The following is a 16,505-nucleotide window of genomic DNA, read 5'->3' on the forward strand; positions in this document are numbered from 1 at the left end:
GCGCAGGTTCATCATGTCGTCGGTCATCGGTGGTGTCCCTCAGGTTGGCTCTAAGCAACCCGACCCTACCGGAAATCACCGATGGCTATGAAATCAAGCTACACCACTCCATGGGACACGATCGGACCGCTTCGCAGAGGAGAGTTTTGAAAAATGGCGCGCCGGCTGTTGGCGTGATTTGTCGCGCTACGCCAAGGACAGGAGTGAAACTGCCCGCGAAGACCCTCAAAACGCCTTCCACCATCCATTGCTTAGATCATTGCGATCCAACCAATCAATTTTACCGATCTTTCGGAGATGCTTATTAGAGGTCGAAACTGAAAATCAAGGCGCCGAATTGCCGGAGCATGAGAGTAAATATGAAGATAAATCGGATAGTTGGGATCGATGTGGCTCGTTCATGTGCGATTTTCCTGGCTATGGGAAGTCACGTCTTGGCGGTGTCCAAATTGGCAGACGTTTTTAAGGGAGCCTATGTTGATGGTCTTAAATTAATGATGGCGCTTGCAACGCCAACGTTCATTGTTCTTTTCGGAACGATGCTTGAAGTCGTATACAGACCACGATTTGATACCGACAAGCGCAGTATATCGATCGCTCGTCTGTGGTCGCGGGCCATTCAATGCTGGCTGTTATACAGTCTTTCCGTCGTCGTTCTTTTTTTCGCGAAGTCGGAATACTCGTTCTTCTTTTCCCTATCGACGATCTTCATGCTGGGGGTGACCCCATTCACTGACATTCTGAAGTTTTACGCAATCGCACTGACTGTGGCTCCCGCCCTTTTATGGACGCGCAATCGCCTGGGCCTAGTTCCGCTTCTGATCCTGGCCGTCGCCATTCACATTCTTCATCCGGTCTTGCGCGGGCTGCCAAGCCCCGTAGTATTTGGCTTGCCAACGGAAGTGGACCGTCTCGCGATGTTCCTGTTCGGAATAGGGGGAGCCAAGCTCGGTGGCCCCTCCGTCCTGCATGGCATGACGCTTGTCATATCCGGAATGGCCCTCGGGAAAATTCTGATGGGCTCGGCTTCGGGTGTGGCCGCAGGGATGACTCGGCGCGCTTGGCTTGTGCTCCTTGGCACCGGACTGTCGCTCATCGCGGGCGCGTGGATACTCGATAGCGAAACGAAGAGAGGCCTTGGGAACATGGCCATGCGACTGGACAGCCATCCGCTTTACTTCGCCGCCGGCATTCTCGGTGCTTTTGCCGTTACGGCCGCCGCTGTCCTGCTTACCCTGCGCCAGTCGATTGCGCCGACCGCGCTGTGGAGATCGCTAACGTTCTTCGGTCGCACGAGCCTCTTCACCTTCGCCTTTGGCAACATGCTGCTCTATTGCGTGCCATTTGAACCAACCACCATAACCCAGTCGGCTCTGCTCACAGTGCTCCTGATGGCGGCGATTACGTTGCTGAGCTTCTGTTTCGACAGAGCATCGCAGCAGGACGGCCGGATGGCGAAGACCGTTTCCGGCGTCCAAACCTCCATCCACCGACTGGCGACGATGTTGTCAGACCAAGGATTGCGTTTGATTGCCAGATGAGGAGCGGAGATGATCAGGGTCGCCGGAACCTACGATGATTCCGTTAAGGAGGCTGCAGGGGTCGCCGAGGCCAATGAGTGGATTATCGTCTCCGACACGTCGTGGCGATGCCCGAATGCTACGAGCCGTCGCTGTCGCCTGGCGGATACTGGCGCGTGTTGCCGACGCATTCATGACGGTGGATGAGGACGACGCTGTCGCGACAATGAAGCGTCTGGCCAATCCAATTGTCGGAGACCCCGCGGTAGTGCGGGCGAAGGCGGCGGCGTGGGCCTTGCGGGGCTCATCAGCGCTCTGCGGATCCGGAAGCCAAGAAAGCTTCGCCTCGATCAGGATCGCCCCGGCGCCCAAGAGACCGGCGCCCTTTGCAGCCCAATCCCGCGACGAGCCGGCGCCCTAGCGTTCTCCTGCAACGATCACCGTATCCAGTCCGCCTTTTGATATCGTTGGCCTACCTCCCATAACGGGCCTACCTCGCCTTAAGCGCTATGGATCGTGTGGCGCGCGGATCGGCCGTCGATGAGGAGGTTGGCCGCCATTCCGTTGTGGGAAAGTCCTTTGACCATCGCTTTCCAGCTTCCGCGTCGGGTGGCATAGACGTTCAGGGTCGTCTGCAGGATTGCCCTCGACGATCAAATGCCTGCCCGCTTCGCTGCCGGCGGATATCTGGCCTGCCGGCGATATGTGGTCGGTTGTCATATCATCGCCGAGGACAAGCAGTGGATGGGCGACGAAGTTGCCGAGACGGTCTGATCGCCGAGGCTGTCGATCATGGCGAGCGAAACTGGCGAATTGCTTCTTGGTTTGTCGTCACTGATACGCGTCTTGCTCGCGCCATGAGCGGCCCGCTTGCTCAAAGGTCAAATAGCTTCGTCCGAGGAAGAGACATGCGCGAAATAGCCTGAAATGGCTATTTGAGGTCAATCAATTTTTCATTAGAAGCTGACAGGGGGCCAGTTGTTTGCCGTCACTCCAAGCGCGCGACAAAACAGTGAATTTGGTGGAGCAAGTTGACCGAAATTCTGACGCTTAAGCTCGAGGCGACGTCGCTCACAACCAGTGAGGTCTCCGAATGGCTTAACGGTGAAAAGCATGACAATTTCTATCGGCCTCTCAGTAGCGATAGCCGCGGTCTTTTCTCATTCGGTGTCCATGGCGCCGGCGAGATGGTGGGCTGGACGGGATCGACTTCAACGGACCGCGCCTTTTCCGTCACGATCGAGAATGATGGCTTCATGTTCTTTGTCGAGCATGGAACCTGCTATGACCTGGCAACAGGCGGCATAAGTCATGCTATCACGCCCTGCACGGGACTGCTGACGACGGCCGACCGCTATTCCGCGGTGAACATTCACGCAGGCTCTGTTGCGGAGGGATTCTGCATCCCAAGGAGCGCAGTAAACGCCGCTCTGATCAGCACCTTCGAACGCCTGCCACCTGTCGATTTCGAATTCGCTCCCCTGCAGGACCTGACAGCGGGACCGACGCCACCTCTTTTAAAACTCATGCGTTTCTTCCGAGATGAGATCTGCGCCGATCAAAACCTAGAGGTTTCTCCCCTTGCCCTGACGAGCTTCCAAGAGATGTTCTGTCTGCTGATGGTGCAGAATCTGCCTCACACGTTTTCGCAGACGAAATCGCCGGTGCAGACCATTGCGCCTCGCCAGCTTCGAAGAGCGCTGGAGTTTGCCAGAGCACATATCGCAATGCCTATCACGATTGCGGACATGGCAGCGGCAGCGGGCGTCAGCGTGCGGGCACTTCAGATCAATTTTCGACGTTTTTTGAACGTCACTCCAATGGCTTATCTGAGGCAGCTCCGCCTTGATGGCGCACGTCGCGATCTTTTAACTGCCACGCCATCTGCGACGGTCAGTGAAATCGCGCGTCGCTGGGGGTTTATACAGATGGGCCGCTTCTCTCAGGAGTATCGTGCGGCTTTCGGCGTCCTGCCGAAATACGATCTAGGGCGCAGCTATGATAAGAATCGGACTACGGCGTTATAAAGCGCATGTTGACACCCGTTCCATGTCGACGCGTGTTCGCGGATTGATAATGGACAGATCGAGGGCGATGGATCTGCCAGCTAGAGAAACTGAGCTCTCTGGGCAATTGCACCTGCTATTTCGCTCGGGCTGAATTCCCACGCAGGTACCCTTCGTTCCAAGAGCGCTTTCCGACCCCCCATGGTCGGGGCGAACATACATAACGCGATCACTGTCAAGCCGAGAGCGCCATCGTCGCTCGTCGATGGCCGAGAGCTTGTCATTGCTTAGGAAAGTTGTGAGCCAGATGTAACGGGTAGCATAGTTGCCCGGCGCCATCGCATCGGGCCGAACCCGTTATTCACCTGGCGCACATCACCAGATCTAGAAACAAAATTTCTCACAAATGTCATTGCCTGGAAACATTCAGACGTCCCCGGCCGCCGGCAATAATCTAGGATATCGAGGCTCTTTCAGAGCGGCAGCTCTCAGATCGCTTTAGTCAATTCTGACATATAAGAGATTCGTTACGGAGCCTGATTGCCGATGTATCAACCTGAATGTTATCGTCAATAACGCTCTGATCCCGGAATTCTCCAATATGTCGGACAGCACGTTGCCTGTGATGGCAAGGGCATATTCGATGTTGGTCAAGGCGCAGGAACGGGATTCTCTGATGGCCTTATACGGCTATGCCCGTCGGACTGAAGCCAAGCTTCATGTAGCCTCTATTGATTGCCAGCTTCACTACGATATGTCCGATCCGTTCAATGAAACATATATGCGTTCGATTTTCGACCTTGGCACGCGGGAAATGTTGTCAGACGCGTTATGGAAAGACGAGCCCCTGTTTACGGTCGCCGCGTCTCCATACGGCGGTCAACTGCTGGCAGTAATCCTCCCATCCATCCGAGAGCCAGGCTACTATTCCCCCGGAGGTAATGCGGTACTCCCCAAAGCCTCGAGCGCTCTATTCGCTTGGCGCAGGCCGCTCGGCAATGTCGAAGACTGCGGCGTTGTCCTGGATTTCCCTTAGACCCTTGTAGGAGGCGTGACGAAGGCTGCCGTCATGTGTCCAGCCGCGGAACTCGATTTCGGCAATAATTGTCGGCTGAGCAAAGACGAGATTCTTGCCCTTCAGCGGCACGACCGGCCTGGCTGTCTTCAGCTTATCGAGGGTCTTGCGCAGGTATTCGGCATCTTTCGTGTTGAAGCCGGTTCCGACCGAGCCGACATAGGCCCAATCATAACCTTTCCGCGCGGCGAGCAGCAGGCTACCGATGCCGCCGCGTGCCGAGGACGACTGTTCATAGCCGACGACCATGAAGCTCTCGCTTTGGATGCACTTGATCTTCTGCCAATCGCCGGTGCGCCCGGAGCGATATGGCCGGTCGCGGTGCTTGGCGATAATGCCCTCAAGCCCTGCCCGGCATGCGTGCTCCAGCAGGACCTCGCCGTCCAAGGCCATCTCCTGCGACAGGCGAACGGCGCCGTCGCTCGTCGGTGAAATGAGATCCTCCAGCAGATGCCGCCGCACCGAAAGCTCGGTGCCAGTCAAGTCGTGGCCGTCAAGATAGAGAAGGTCGAACGCATATAGGATCGCTTCGTCTGACGCCTTTTTGCCGCCGCGGCCACCAAGCGAGCGCTGCAATGCCCCGAAGTCGGAGCGGCCTTGATTGTCAAGCACGACGGCTTCGCCGTCGAGAATGGCGCTGTTGACCCCGAGTGCACGCGCCGCATCGACAATTGCCGGAAAGCGGTGCGTCCAGTCGTGGCCTCCGCGAGTGATGACCTTCACATCCTTCCGATGGATGTGGAGCGCCAGACGGTAGCCGTCCCATTTCACCTCGAACAGCCAGTCGGCTCCCTTCGGTGGTGTCGGCTTCAAAAGCGCCAGGCACGGCTCGATGCGCTCGGGCATCGGATCGAAGGGCAGGCTTGGCTGGGCGGGATCGCGCTTTCGCACCTGGCGTGACTGAAGGGTCGAGCCGGATTCGTCGAGCAGCGGCATCGAGGCTTTGCGTCTTGTCGTCATCTCGTCGATTGCTTCCCTGAACCCCGTTCGTTCTCGATGGACTTGCGCAACGCATCCATGATGTTGATGACATTGCCCGTCAAAGCTTCAGCCTTCTTCTTCGGCATGGCTTTGGACGGTTTCTTCAATTGCTTCTTCTTTGTGTTGATAATGTCAAGCAGCGTCTCCTGCATCGGATCGGCGACCATCTTCGGGCTCCAGCGCTGAGTCTGTTTCTTGATGAGCTGTTGCACGAGCGGCATCAGTTCCGCTTCTGGCTCTTCATCATCGATTGCGGCAAAATAGTTTTCCCCATCCCGCACCTCATCACCATAGCGCAGCGTCCAGAGCACGATACCCTTGCCGCATGGCTCGGGCATGACGGCGCGTTCCCGCCGCGAAGGCACCAGCCTCGATATGCCGACCATGTTCTCTGCGCCCATGGGGTCTGGCAAGACTTTGAACGCTGCCGGTCCAGGGGAGGGTGAATGTGCGACCGTTGGCCCTTTGCGGATATACTTGAATGACGACCAGCGGCAGCAATTGTCGGAGCCGAAATCGGCCCCAACATGATGGGAAACGGGAGCGTTGATCCCCTATTGTGTACATTTTTCGGCGCGACACTTGTTCTATAAAGGGACGACAAAAGCGTTTCGACGCGAGTCGGTATCGTCTTGTCAGACCGTTGGTCAGTTTGAAGGTCGACGTGTTCCAGCCAACCGCGCAATGGCGATCCGTTCGCGGCGCAGCGGACGGACAGAATCGCTCCCAAAGCTGGGCGCAATCGGGTGACGTGCTTTGCGGCAGAACTCGCCAAACTCGTGAATTTCGCATCAAGAATATGTAATCGCATCACAAATTTGAAAGTCGAGACGTCTGGTTGCCCCTATCATGCCCTTTTGCGACCTTAAGGGAGCCGGCATGAGTGATATCACAGACTTCGAATCTAGTTTCACGCGGCAAAGGCCGTCGCCATCGGATGCGAGGATCCATCCCGTCGATCGCCACGTCGGACAACAGATCCGCATTCTCCGAATTCAAGCCAATTTATCGCAGAACGAGTTGGGCAAGGGCGTCGGCGTCAGCTTTCAACAGATGCAAAAATACGAAAGCGGCAAAAACCGCGTCAGTGCTTCGATGCTCTATGAAATAGGAAGTTGCCTGCATGTGCCAGTGGCGCGGTTTTTCGAAGGCCTGCCGGAGCCGGGCAGCGGAGTTCCCCACCAAGAAGCCGCGGAGATTGACGAACGTATCGCATACCTGTCGACGGCTGACGGTCGCCGACTGATTGAAGGCATTTTGCGTCTGTCGCCCCGAATCAGGAACCGGGTTCTTTCGATTGTCGGTATTCTCGCCGAGGAACAGGAACAGGCCGGCGAGCAGACGGCCGAAGCGTGACAATGTGAGCAAAGATAGATTTTCTCTGTATAGCTCTTTTGCCCGCCGCTGCCGCATCTCTCTACCCGCGGCAGGACACCCCGGCTTAGTATTCCTCGGCCAGCATGATCGCGAGGACACGGACGATTTGCATCGCGTCGGTCGGATCTTCGGAGCCATGCATCATATCGCTGACGTAGTAGTTGATTTTCCAGAACACCTCGTGTCCATCAGCCAGCATCGCCCCCAAAATCGTACTTGTCATGGGGATCGTTGTCGGGCGTGAAGCTGTTAAAGTCCTGCACGGCGTCGGCAATGCGGGACCGGGTGGGATCGGGAAGCCTGCGGATACCTTGCGTTACGAGCACCTTGCCGGTAGCCAGCTCGAGCGGAGAAGGTCGTTCCGGCTCTGGATTCGTGGCGTGCGGTTGATCGTCATAGCTTTTGCTTTCGTTGGTTGATTGCGCCGATGGTACATTCCGCACGAATGCGAATGGAGAGGCCTGTCCTGCCCAACACGGATCGGAGCGGGCCCGGCATGGATGGCAACACGAGGTTTGCTTAGGAAGGCCGCCACTCATGGCAGCCGGTCAACCCGAAAGCCTATGCCGAAGCTCCTCCCAGATCGCTATAAGCCCATCCTTGTTTGCCATTGACCGACGGCAGCGCGCGCATGTCGCCGCTTGCCGCGCGTTTAGGCCTGCGCACACTGGCATTCCCCCGCAGCGTCATTGCGGTAGCGGCTGGTGGAGGTCTGATAGTACTGGGCGCGGAGGGCCGCCATTGCCTCGATTAGCGGTCCCCACGGCGCCGGAAAGCATTCTTCCGCCATCACCCGGTGCAGCATGCGCGTATGGCCGGCCAACTCGTCGTTGAGGAACTCTACCACAGGCATAGCCGGGTAGCGCTGCGACAGCAGGATCGCCGCGTTGTCGGCCTCGCCGCCCGACCTGTCCTTCTCGCGTCCATGCAGATCGTTCTGCAGGCGCCCTATCGCGGAAATGAGCCGTAGGACCTGGCGGAACGCCGGACGCGCGCGCAACGTCGCCATGTCCAGCCCCCAGAGCAATGACATGCAACAGAACACGTTCGCGTAGGCGATCGAATCGACGCCGTTGTGCAGGTATTCGGTGTAGGACCAGCGTTCCGCCCCTTGCGCCTGCGCGCGTCCGGCGCGCAGAGCCGCGCAGTAGTACCGGGTATCGTCGAGAAGCTGAGCATAGTCACGACAATCGTAGGCGAGCGCGGCCAGCGAACCCCGCAGCGTAGCGCAGCCCTCGAATCCAGGGAGCGCGCACGGCACATCCTGTCCCAGCGCCCGCTCCACCGCGGCGAGCTGCTCTGGCGTGATCAGGCCAAGGTCGTTACAATCGTCGAGCCAGAACAGCAGCGCCAGTTCGCGATAGAACGCCACAATCAGGGTTTCGTCCTGCGGATCGCGGCCCGTGCGAACGCTAATGTCTCGCAGGCTCGGGTCGATGCACTGCAGGATGTACTTGCCGCCCCTGACCGCTTCGACGGCATGCTCGTCGGCGAACCCGGTCAGGGAACGACCCCACTCCAGCACCTGCTGCAGCGCGCCTTCGGTCTGGATCATGGCGCTGCTCCTGCTTCCTCGGCAGCGCGCCGCCCCCAACTGAGCGCCAACCATAATCCGGCGAGTTCGGCCACGCGCACGACCCGGGTCGGGCAATACAGTTCCTTGCCGATCCACAGCGGCGTCTGCGGCAATCTATGCGCCGCATGGCGGGCGAGCATCCATTCCAGCGCACGCGCCACCACCTGAGCGATGCGCGCGCGCCCTATGGGTTCTTCCCTCCCATCCATCACATGTAACGCAAACAGCGCATAGGCGGTTTCCTCGAATGTGGACGCACGACCGGCGCCCCAGCCGCCGTCGTCGCGCTGCGCCTGCAGCAGCGCCGCCAGCGCGCGCTCGTCGCGCCACTGTTGCTTGCCTTGCGCCAGCGCAGCGAGCGCATGTGCGGTGGGATACAGCCATGAAACGTGCCATTTTTCGTTGTCCCACAGTCCGTGCGGGTTGCGAGTGGCCTCGACGTAGGCGCTGGTGCCGGCGGCGCGCTTTCCCAACAGTCGCAACGCATGCAGGGCATGGATGTTGGTCGACACCGAGGCATTGCGCTCGCCGGGGAAGGTGACGAACAGCCCCCCAGTTTCGAACTGGCGCAACGCGTCGACTGCCGGGTCGCGGCCCGCAAGGCGCAGGACGCACAACACAACGGCGGTGTCGTCCGCGTCGGCGGCGAAGTGCAAGGCCGGCCCAAGACCGCGTACGCCCAGGTGGGCTTCAAGCTGCGCAACGATTTCGCGCACCGCGTCTGCGAGCGCGGGATGCGCGAACAGCCCCGCCAGATGCAGGGTGTACAACGACCAGCATGGCTCAAACACATTGATCGGCCAGACATTGGGAACGACACCTTCGATGCCGCTGCGCGTCGCCCGCGATGCCGCTTGCAGATACGCGTCCGCGCGCCCGACCTGCGGCGTACTCCCCTGTACTACGGCGTGCGCACGCCACGCGGCGGTGGCCGCCGGGCTGATGCCGATGCTGCCGTACTCATCCGGGCATGCGGTGGTTGGCGACGTCCCCCAGGCTTCCCAGGTGTGCAGCAACGGATGGCCGCTCGGCAACATTGCCATCGCCCCCAGCTTGACCAGGCACTCTTGCCGCAACGGCAACAGCGCCGAGTAGCGCGGAAACGCCACGCCGCCCGGCAAGGATGGGGCCTCGCCGCAAAGCTGCGGCAGGATCAGCTCCGCACCGATCGGCGCATCTTCCGGCACCGCATGCGCATAGGGATCGGGCTGGCGCCGGAGGAACCGGGTTGCAGCCTGGACTGCGTCGGCAGCACCGGGAAGAAGATTGGCACGCTGCAATGCCAGCAAAGCCGCCCACGTGGGCGCATGGCGGAACAGCGGGAAGTCCGCGCTTCCCCATCCGCCATCAGGCTGTTGCTGCGCGATGAGCCACGCATATGCGTCCTGCCAACCGGCGACGTTGCCGCGGAACTGCAGAGCTCGCGCCGTGTCGTAGACGGACGGACCGACGCCGCCGCCATCGCTCATCTCGCTCAGCAGGTGGCGCAATTCGGAAAGGATCTGTTCGGACAGCGCGTTCACGCGGGATGTTCCTTCTGCAGACGGTTGACAAAAACCAGAATCGGGCAGTCGCCGCGTGCGCGCCGCGGCAGTGCTAGGCAACCGCTGCGATCGGCGACGCGGACTCGGAAACCGCACAGCATGCACCGCTGCTGCCACCGATCGCAGCGGCACAGGGGCGGTTCCACGCGGGCGGGCGCGCTCATGCGCATGGCGCGTGCGTGAACAGATATGCGTTGGCCCGCTGCAGGATCTGCGCCAACCGTTCCGCACGCGGCCCCAGCGGGGCGATGGCATCCTCCGCGTCGCGCAACAGATCCGCGACGAACTGGCGCGCTGCCTTTAGCCCCATGATCGACGCGCAGGTCGGCTTCTGCGCCGCCGCGTCCTTGCCGGGCGTCTTGCCAAGGGTCGCTTTATCCGCTGTCGCGTCGACAATGTCGTCGACCACCTGCAACGCCAGGCCGAAACAGGCGCTGTAGCGATCGAGCGCACAGTACAGCTCAGCGTTCGCGGCATCCTCCGCGATGGCGCATAGTGCGCCCATGCGAACGGACGCGCGCACTAGCGCTCCGGTCTTCATGCGGTGCATCGCCAAGATCCTGCCCAGCTCAACGTGCTTTCCAACCAGCGACAGATCTATGGCCTGCCCGCCTGCGGCACCCTCGGCGGACACTGCCTGCGCCAGTTCGCGCACGAGCGCGATACGGTTGTCGCCCGGGGCATCAAGGCTCGCCAGGGTCAGGAAGGCGTGCGCCTGCAGTGCATCCCCGACCAGGATCGCAGTTGCTTCGCCGAACTTGACGTGCACGGTCGGAAGGCCGCGGCGAAGCACGTCGTCGTCCATTGCGGGCAGGTCGTCGTGGACCAGGGTACAGGCGTGCATCATCTCGATGGCGGCGCCGACGACGTCGAGCATGTGCGCCGGGGTGTCGGCCAGTTCGCCGGCAGCCAGACAGAGCAAGGCGCGGGTGCGCTTCCCGCCATGCAAGGTAGCGTAGCGCATCGCCGCCATCAGCTCGGTCTCACCGTCGTCCTCGGGGCAGAGAAGACGCGTCAGCGCCTGTTCGACCCGCTTTGCGCCGTCCTGCATCCAGATCTCCGGCAGCAGCCTGCCGGATGCGCCGGGCGCCTGCGCGCCCAATCCGCCGAGCGCGGAAATGCCAGTTTGGTCATCGTGTAGCGTGGAACCGGTCTGCATGTTGTCAATGTCCTTGTTCCTGACAGGAGAGGGCCACGGCGAGCGGCGAACCGCCTTAGCGTTGCCGGCGTCGCTGCCACGCCACGCGGAGCTTGCGACGCCAGCTCATGAGAATCCGATGCGGATTTTCATGGAGGGCTGTGCTGTCGGGTAATAGCGCCGGCCTTTTTCAGCGTCGCTCAGCAACCGCGGCCGCACCCCGGCCTTGTGCATGGTCAGTGCCAAGGCGATGCCGAACTGCACCAGTTCCAGCCATACCAGGTGGTAGCCGATGCAGACGTGTGGGCCGCTGCCGAACTGCAGCATGTCCACCGGCCGGATCGGCCCCGTGCGTTGTAGCCACCGCGCCAGGCGGAACTGATCAGGCGCCTCGTGCAGCAGCGGTGAGGTCGAGAAATGCAGCAGCGGGATGCCCAGACTGGTGCCCGCAGGAATGCGCCGCTGGCCGAGTTGTAATTCCTGCGTCGCGCGACGCGGTAAGAGCGAGGACGCCGGATGCATGCGCAGCGTCTCGCGAAACAGCGCCTCGGCGACCGGGCACTGCGACAGGTCCGCGTGCCGGGTCGGCACCGCGCCCACGCGTTGCGCCTCCTCGACGAGGGAGTCCCACAGCTCAGGCTGCCGCGCCAGCTCGATCACCATCCAGGCCATCGTTGAGGCGGTGGTCTCGTGACCGGCAAGCAGCAGCAAGCGAACGTTGGCGACCAGGACGTCATCGGAGAGCGCGCCTTCGCTGCGATCGAACGCGCTCACCATGTCGTTGATCAACCCGGTGCGCGCGGCATGCGCGCGCGCGCCGCGGATGAACTGGCGCGACTGCGCGTCGATCCAGTCGCGGGCGGCGCGGCCGCGCCGAAAGGGCGTTCCGGGCAGGTCGATCGGCGGCGCGAGCATCAACTGCAGCAGTTGCCGGTACTTGCGATGCCACTCCGGCAGGTCTTGGGCGGGGATGCCCATGAGATAAAAGGTGAGCTTCAGCATCAAGTCGCCGGTCTCGGGCAGGATAGTTACTTCACCGCGCTCGCGCCATGCCTGCACCCGGGCCCGGATGACGGGCTCGAATAGCTCGCCAATGCCGGCCTCGGTCAGGCCCCTCGGCAGGAATGCCGACTTGATCCCATCGCGCGCCTGCCGATGCGCGCTACCGTTCAGAGTGACCAACGTTCCGCCAAGGATTTCGGGTGCAATCTCTTCAATCAGTGCCGAGGACACGTCCTTGTGCCGGAGCAACGCAAACGCATCCGGATCCAGGCACGTCATCAGTTGTCCGGCAGGGCCAAAATCCAGCCAGAAATGGCTGCCCAGCGTCCGTTCCGCGCGCCGCAGCAGGCGCGGCAGGTCACAAACGATGGCGGGAAGATGCCCGACCAGGGGGAAAGCGCCGGGCATGACCGGGATGTCGTCCCGCAGCCGGTGCCGACGGTTCAGCGGGTTGAGCAGCATGTCTATTACCTCTCTGGCGCCGCGGCCGCTTCGGCGGTGTCACTGGTCGGCCGCGCGGCACGGCTGTTGCCACCATCGGCGTATGTCGGCACATGCGTCAGCATGCCGCCGTCGATGCACACGACTTGGCCGGTGATGAACGCAGCATCGTCGGAGAGCAGGAAAGCCACCAGCGCGGCCACGTCCTCGGGGCGGCCGACGTGCCGCAGGAGCTGGTGCCGGCGCAGATGCCGTTGCATGCACTCGTCCAACTTGTCGAGGAGACGTTCGGTCATGATAAGACCCGGCGCAACCGCGTTGCAGCGGATCTGCGCGTGACCATATTGGGTGGCGAGCGAGGCCGACAGCATATTCATCGCGGCCTTCGACGCGGCGTAGGAGGTCAGCGCGGTGTCACCGCTGAGCCCCTGGCACGAGGACATGTTGACGATCGCGCCACCGCCACGGGCGATCATGCGCGGAATGGCCTGGCGGCAGCAGAGCAGCGTGCCGCGCAGATTAGTCGCCATCGTTTCATCCCAAACCGCCAGGTCCAGATCGAGGATCGCGCGGTCGCATGGGGTCAGATGCATGGCGCTCGCGTTGTTCACCAGCAGATCGACCCCACCGAAGTGCCGCTCCGCCGCCTCAAATAGCGCGGCCACAGCCTGCGCATCGGCGATGTCCATGGCCAAGGCCAGCGCGTGGCCAGCTTCGGCCGCGATCTGCGCCGTGCACGCGGTGGCCGCTGAGCCGTCAATGTCGGCCACGACCACCCTGCCGCCCTCGCGCGCAATGGCGAGGGCGCATGACTTCCCGATGCCGGCGCCGGCGCCGGTCACCACGGCCACCTTGCCCTCAAACCGTCCCATCGTGTCCTCCTGGATTGCATTGGTCTTTCGTGGCATGTCGCTCGGCCTCTGCCAGAGAAGGCGTAGGGTCGGCCCGGGCTGGCTCGCCATCCCCAGCGGCGCTTTCGACGACCCAAATGGCGGCAACTGGGCACTGGCTGGCAGCGAGCCGCACGGCGGCGTGCAGCGCTTGGGGGACCGTCACCACGCACACTTCGGCCACGCCGTCCAGTTCGCGCTGGCGAAAGACGCCCGGCAGGGTTAGCACACACTGCCCAGTGGTTCCGCAAAGATCCTGGTCGACCACGACGCGCATCTCAGCGCCCCGCCTGCGCATGCAGCCGCACGGGCAGGGCGCGGAATGTCCTAAGGAACGCGGATGGCTCCAGGGTCGGCTGATCGGCGAGTACGAGCGTAGGGAAGCGCGCCTCGATCCGCGGCAGGCTCTCGGCTAATTGCACCCGGGCCAGTTGCGCCCCGAGGCAGAAGTGGATGCCGTGGCCGAAGCTCAGCATGATCTTCCCGTCAATCGACATGCCAGGACTGGTGCCGTAGAACCGTACGGGGTCGAAGCGGTCGGGATCGGCAAAGGCGTCCGGGTCACGATTGCCGGCGGCGATCAGCACGCGCACGTCCGCGTTCTTCGGGATTACCACGCCGCCCAGTTCGATGTCGCGCTGTGCGATTCGCGGAATGGAGCTGAACATGGCGGGTGCGTTGCAGCGCAAGACTTCTTCGACGAATGCCTCGACCCCCTTGGCATCTCCCTGCAGCCAGTGCCGCTGTTCGGGATGCGCCAGCATCGCCAGGACCGCATGGTCAATGGTCGCAGCAGTGGTGGCGAAGCCACCCAGCAGCATGCCCCATAGCATGCTGATCAACTCCACATCCGACAGCATATCGGCATCATCGCCGTGTGCGCCGACCAGCATCGACACGACGTCCTGGCGGGGATCGGTGCGCCTGCGCTGTATGAGGTCGCCGAAGTAGGCCTTAACTTTGGCGCTGGCTGCGTCCGCCTCGGCGAGCTGGGGATCGCTGGCGTGCGGGCTCAGGCCTTCCAGGATGGCGCCGATGTTGGCGGCGAGCCCGAACATGTCCTCCTGGGGTATGCCGAACAGTTCGGCAAAGACCAGCATTGGCAAGGCAAGCGCGAATTCGCGATGCAGGTCCACTGCCTCCCCGCGCTCAAGCGCGTGCGCCATGCCGTCCAGGCGCGCTGCGACGATGTGCACTATGCTCGGCCGCAGGTTGTCGATCTCGCGCATCGTGAAATCGCGGGAGATCAGCCGGCGCAGACGCGTATGCGTCGGTGGATCCTTCATCGCTAAAGTGGACGCCAGCAGATTGAGCGACAGGCTGGTTGCCGCACGCGGGAAATAGCGCGCCAGTTCGCCCGGCGCCGGTCCCCGAAACGCATCGCCCGTGGCCTTGAGTGCCCAGTAGATGTCGGCGTGGCGGCTCAACAGAAAGAGGCCTGACGCTGCCCGGTGCACCGGATCGTGCTCGCGCAACCACCGCATGAACGGATATGGGTCGTGGATGCACGCCGGCGACGCGAGTTCGGCGAAGGCGTCCCGGCATACCGCGGTTGTTTCTTTCACGTCCATCTTGGTTACCTGTTGGTTGCTGATCTGGCCGGCGCGCCAGGCGCGCCGGCCATGCGGAGAAGATCACGATCCCCAGCGGCTTCCACGCATCACCAGAACACCGGAAACTCCTCGAACCCGCCGGTGATGATCTCCTTGCGCAACTTCAGTTTTTCGGGCGCCACGGCGAGGCGCAGCGCGGGAAAGCGCTGAAAGATCGAACCGAACACCGCCTTGAGTTCCAGCCTGGCTAGCGCAACGCCGATGCAATAGTGCGGCCCGTAGGAGAACGCCAAGTGGGGCTTTCCTTCGCGTCCGATGTCGAAGATTTCCGGGTCCTCGAAATGGCGCGGATCGAACGCCGTCGCCGGCAGGCCGACCAGCACCTTGCTCTCCGCGGGAATACGCACGCCCGCTATGGTCACGTCGGTTCTCGGGTAGCGCATGACGCCGTCCCAGCCCGCGCCCGGGGGGTACATACGCAGGATTTCCTCCACTGTCTTGTCCACAAGGGATGGATCGCCGACCAGGCGTTCGCGCTGTTGCGGATGACGGAACATCGCCAGCAGGCCGAATTCGATCTGCGCGACGGTGCTCTCGTGCCCCGCCACCAGCATGCCCGCCGCCAGGCCGATCGCCTCTTCCTCGGTCGCTTTGCCCTGATCGACCGCCGCGAGCAGATCCGTCAGCAGGTTGTCGCCGGGGTCCTCGCGCTTGTCCCGCATCTTGCCGCGAATGTAGGCGCGCAGCTCTTCCCAGGCCAGGCGCGACGCGCTGCGCGGGCCGCTTTCATGCTGGTGCGTCATCACCTCGTCGGACAGCCCGGCGAAAAAGGCGTGATCCTCATAGAGCACGCCCATCAGCGCGCTAATGACAATGGCCGGAAGCGGAAAGGAGAGGTGGAGCCGCAGGTCGGCGGGCTGGGGCTGGGCCGCCAGCGTCTCAAACAACTGCGCGGCGATCGCCTCGACCTTCTGCGCGAGCAGCTCCATATTGCGGTCGCTGAAGGCCCGTCCCACGATCGTGCGTAACCGCGCATGCTCGTCCCCCTCGTGCGAGACCAGCCACCCCGGCGAACCGAGAATCACTGAATCCGGGGTAAATGCCGCCGGCGGCATCCCCGCGGGCCGGAATGCAGTGTCGGAGAGCACCGCCTTGGCCTCGTCGTAGCCTGTCACCCACCAGCCTTCGTGCCCGGACGGGAAGCGCACGCGATGGATCGGACCGTTGGCGCTTAGCGTTAGCATCTCGGGCGAGGGCTCGATGTGATTGAGGCGCCACATCGGCAGCGTCGGCAAGGGTTGTTCGGACATGGTGGCAGTTCACTCTCTAAGCGATGGAAAGGGCGGAAGGTGACTGGCAGGCGACGGGCAGCGAACGACGGAAGACGGCATGGAGGCGATGT

At 62.0% G+C, this 16,505-nt stretch carries 14 protein-coding genes and 1 pseudogene; 3 read left to right on the plus strand and 12 right to left on the minus strand.

Annotated features, from left to right (window positions below; translation table 11 throughout):
• Positions 1 to 440 precede the first annotated feature (440 nt).
• Together GGD46_RS34615 and GGD46_RS32830 are read left to right on the plus strand one after the other, a co-directional pair.
• Positions 441 to 1,541 (plus strand): hypothetical protein, encoded by a 1,101-nt coding sequence (locus GGD46_RS34615; RefSeq protein ID WP_409527727.1) that lies wholly within the window; start codon positions 441 to 443, stop codon positions 1,539 to 1,541.
• A gap of 1,010 nt (positions 1,542 to 2,551) precedes the next feature.
• Complete coding sequence (locus tag GGD46_RS32830) at positions 2,552 to 3,547, plus strand: helix-turn-helix transcriptional regulator (RefSeq protein WP_004120008.1); 996 nt, start codon at positions 2,552 to 2,554, stop codon at positions 3,545 to 3,547.
• 949 nt (positions 3,548 to 4,496) lie between these two features.
• Here GGD46_RS32830 and ligD read toward each other — a convergent pair.
• Together ligD and GGD46_RS32840 are read right to left on the minus strand one after the other, a co-directional pair.
• Positions 4,497 to 5,561, minus strand: a complete 1,065-nt coding sequence (gene ligD / locus GGD46_RS32835) for a non-homologous end-joining DNA ligase (protein ID WP_004120011.1) — start codon at positions 5,559 to 5,561, stop codon at positions 4,497 to 4,499.
• Positions 5,558 to 6,016, minus strand: a pseudogene (locus tag GGD46_RS32840) (Ku protein); the annotation flags it as partial. The pseudogene GGD46_RS32840 and the gene ligD, both read right to left, overlap by 4 nt.
• Positions 6,017 to 6,461: 445 nt before the next feature.
• Between GGD46_RS32840 and GGD46_RS32845 the strand changes: the two are divergent.
• Positions 6,462 to 6,938, plus strand: coding sequence for a helix-turn-helix domain-containing protein (locus GGD46_RS32845; protein WP_028755177.1), 477 nt, complete (start codon positions 6,462 to 6,464; stop codon positions 6,936 to 6,938).
• An 85-nt stretch (positions 6,939 to 7,023) separates the two neighbouring features.
• Here GGD46_RS32845 and GGD46_RS34170 read toward each other — a convergent pair whose 3' ends face one another.
• From GGD46_RS34170 to GGD46_RS32890, 10 genes are all read right to left on the minus strand, one after another.
• Positions 7,024 to 7,182 carry a DUF3768 domain-containing protein gene (locus GGD46_RS34170; RefSeq protein WP_015341978.1) on the minus strand — a complete coding sequence of 53 codons (159 nt, stop codon included), beginning with the start codon at positions 7,180 to 7,182 and terminating at the stop codon, positions 7,024 to 7,026.
• Positions 7,148 to 7,498, minus strand: coding sequence for a DUF3768 domain-containing protein (locus GGD46_RS34620; RefSeq protein WP_120764175.1), 351 nt, complete (start codon positions 7,496 to 7,498; stop codon positions 7,148 to 7,150). The genes GGD46_RS34170 and GGD46_RS34620 overlap by 35 nt, the downstream gene beginning before the upstream one ends.
• Positions 7,499 to 7,611: 113 nt before the next feature.
• Positions 7,612 to 8,514, minus strand: a complete 903-nt coding sequence (locus GGD46_RS32855) for a terpene synthase family protein (RefSeq protein WP_004120017.1) — start codon at positions 8,512 to 8,514, stop codon at positions 7,612 to 7,614.
• Positions 8,511 to 10,058, minus strand: coding sequence for a hypothetical protein (locus tag GGD46_RS32860; protein WP_004120019.1), 1,548 nt, complete (start codon positions 10,056 to 10,058; stop codon positions 8,511 to 8,513). Before GGD46_RS32860 ends, GGD46_RS32855 begins: the two co-directional genes overlap by 4 nt.
• A gap of 181 nt (positions 10,059 to 10,239) precedes the next feature.
• Entirely contained in the window at positions 10,240 to 11,238 is a 999-nt protein-coding gene (locus GGD46_RS32865) for a polyprenyl synthetase family protein (protein ID WP_004120020.1), read from the minus strand.
• A 105-nt stretch (positions 11,239 to 11,343) separates the two neighbouring features.
• Positions 11,344 to 12,687, minus strand: coding sequence for a cytochrome P450 (locus GGD46_RS32870; protein ID WP_028755176.1), 1,344 nt, complete (start codon positions 12,685 to 12,687; stop codon positions 11,344 to 11,346).
• Positions 12,687 to 13,532, minus strand: coding sequence for an SDR family oxidoreductase (locus tag GGD46_RS32875; protein WP_004120024.1), 846 nt, complete (start codon positions 13,530 to 13,532; stop codon positions 12,687 to 12,689). Before GGD46_RS32875 ends, GGD46_RS32870 begins: the two co-directional genes overlap by 1 nt.
• Positions 13,519 to 13,827 (minus strand): ferredoxin, encoded by a 309-nt coding sequence (locus GGD46_RS32880; protein ID WP_004120026.1) that lies wholly within the window; start codon positions 13,825 to 13,827, stop codon positions 13,519 to 13,521. The genes GGD46_RS32875 and GGD46_RS32880 overlap by 14 nt, the downstream gene beginning before the upstream one ends.
• Position 13,828: 1 nt before the next feature.
• Positions 13,829 to 15,121 (minus strand): cytochrome P450, encoded by a 1,293-nt coding sequence (locus tag GGD46_RS32885; protein WP_004120028.1) that lies wholly within the window; start codon positions 15,119 to 15,121, stop codon positions 13,829 to 13,831.
• Positions 15,122 to 15,210: 89 nt separating this feature from the next.
• Entirely contained in the window at positions 15,211 to 16,413 is a 1,203-nt protein-coding gene (locus GGD46_RS32890) for a cytochrome P450 (protein ID WP_004120030.1), read from the minus strand.
• Between the last annotated feature and the right edge of the window lie 92 nt (positions 16,414 to 16,505).

Origin of the sequence: Martinezella lusitana (genome assembly GCF_014207095.1) — a bacterium.
Lineage (GTDB): Bacteria > Pseudomonadota > Alphaproteobacteria > Rhizobiales > Rhizobiaceae > Rhizobium > Rhizobium lusitanum_B.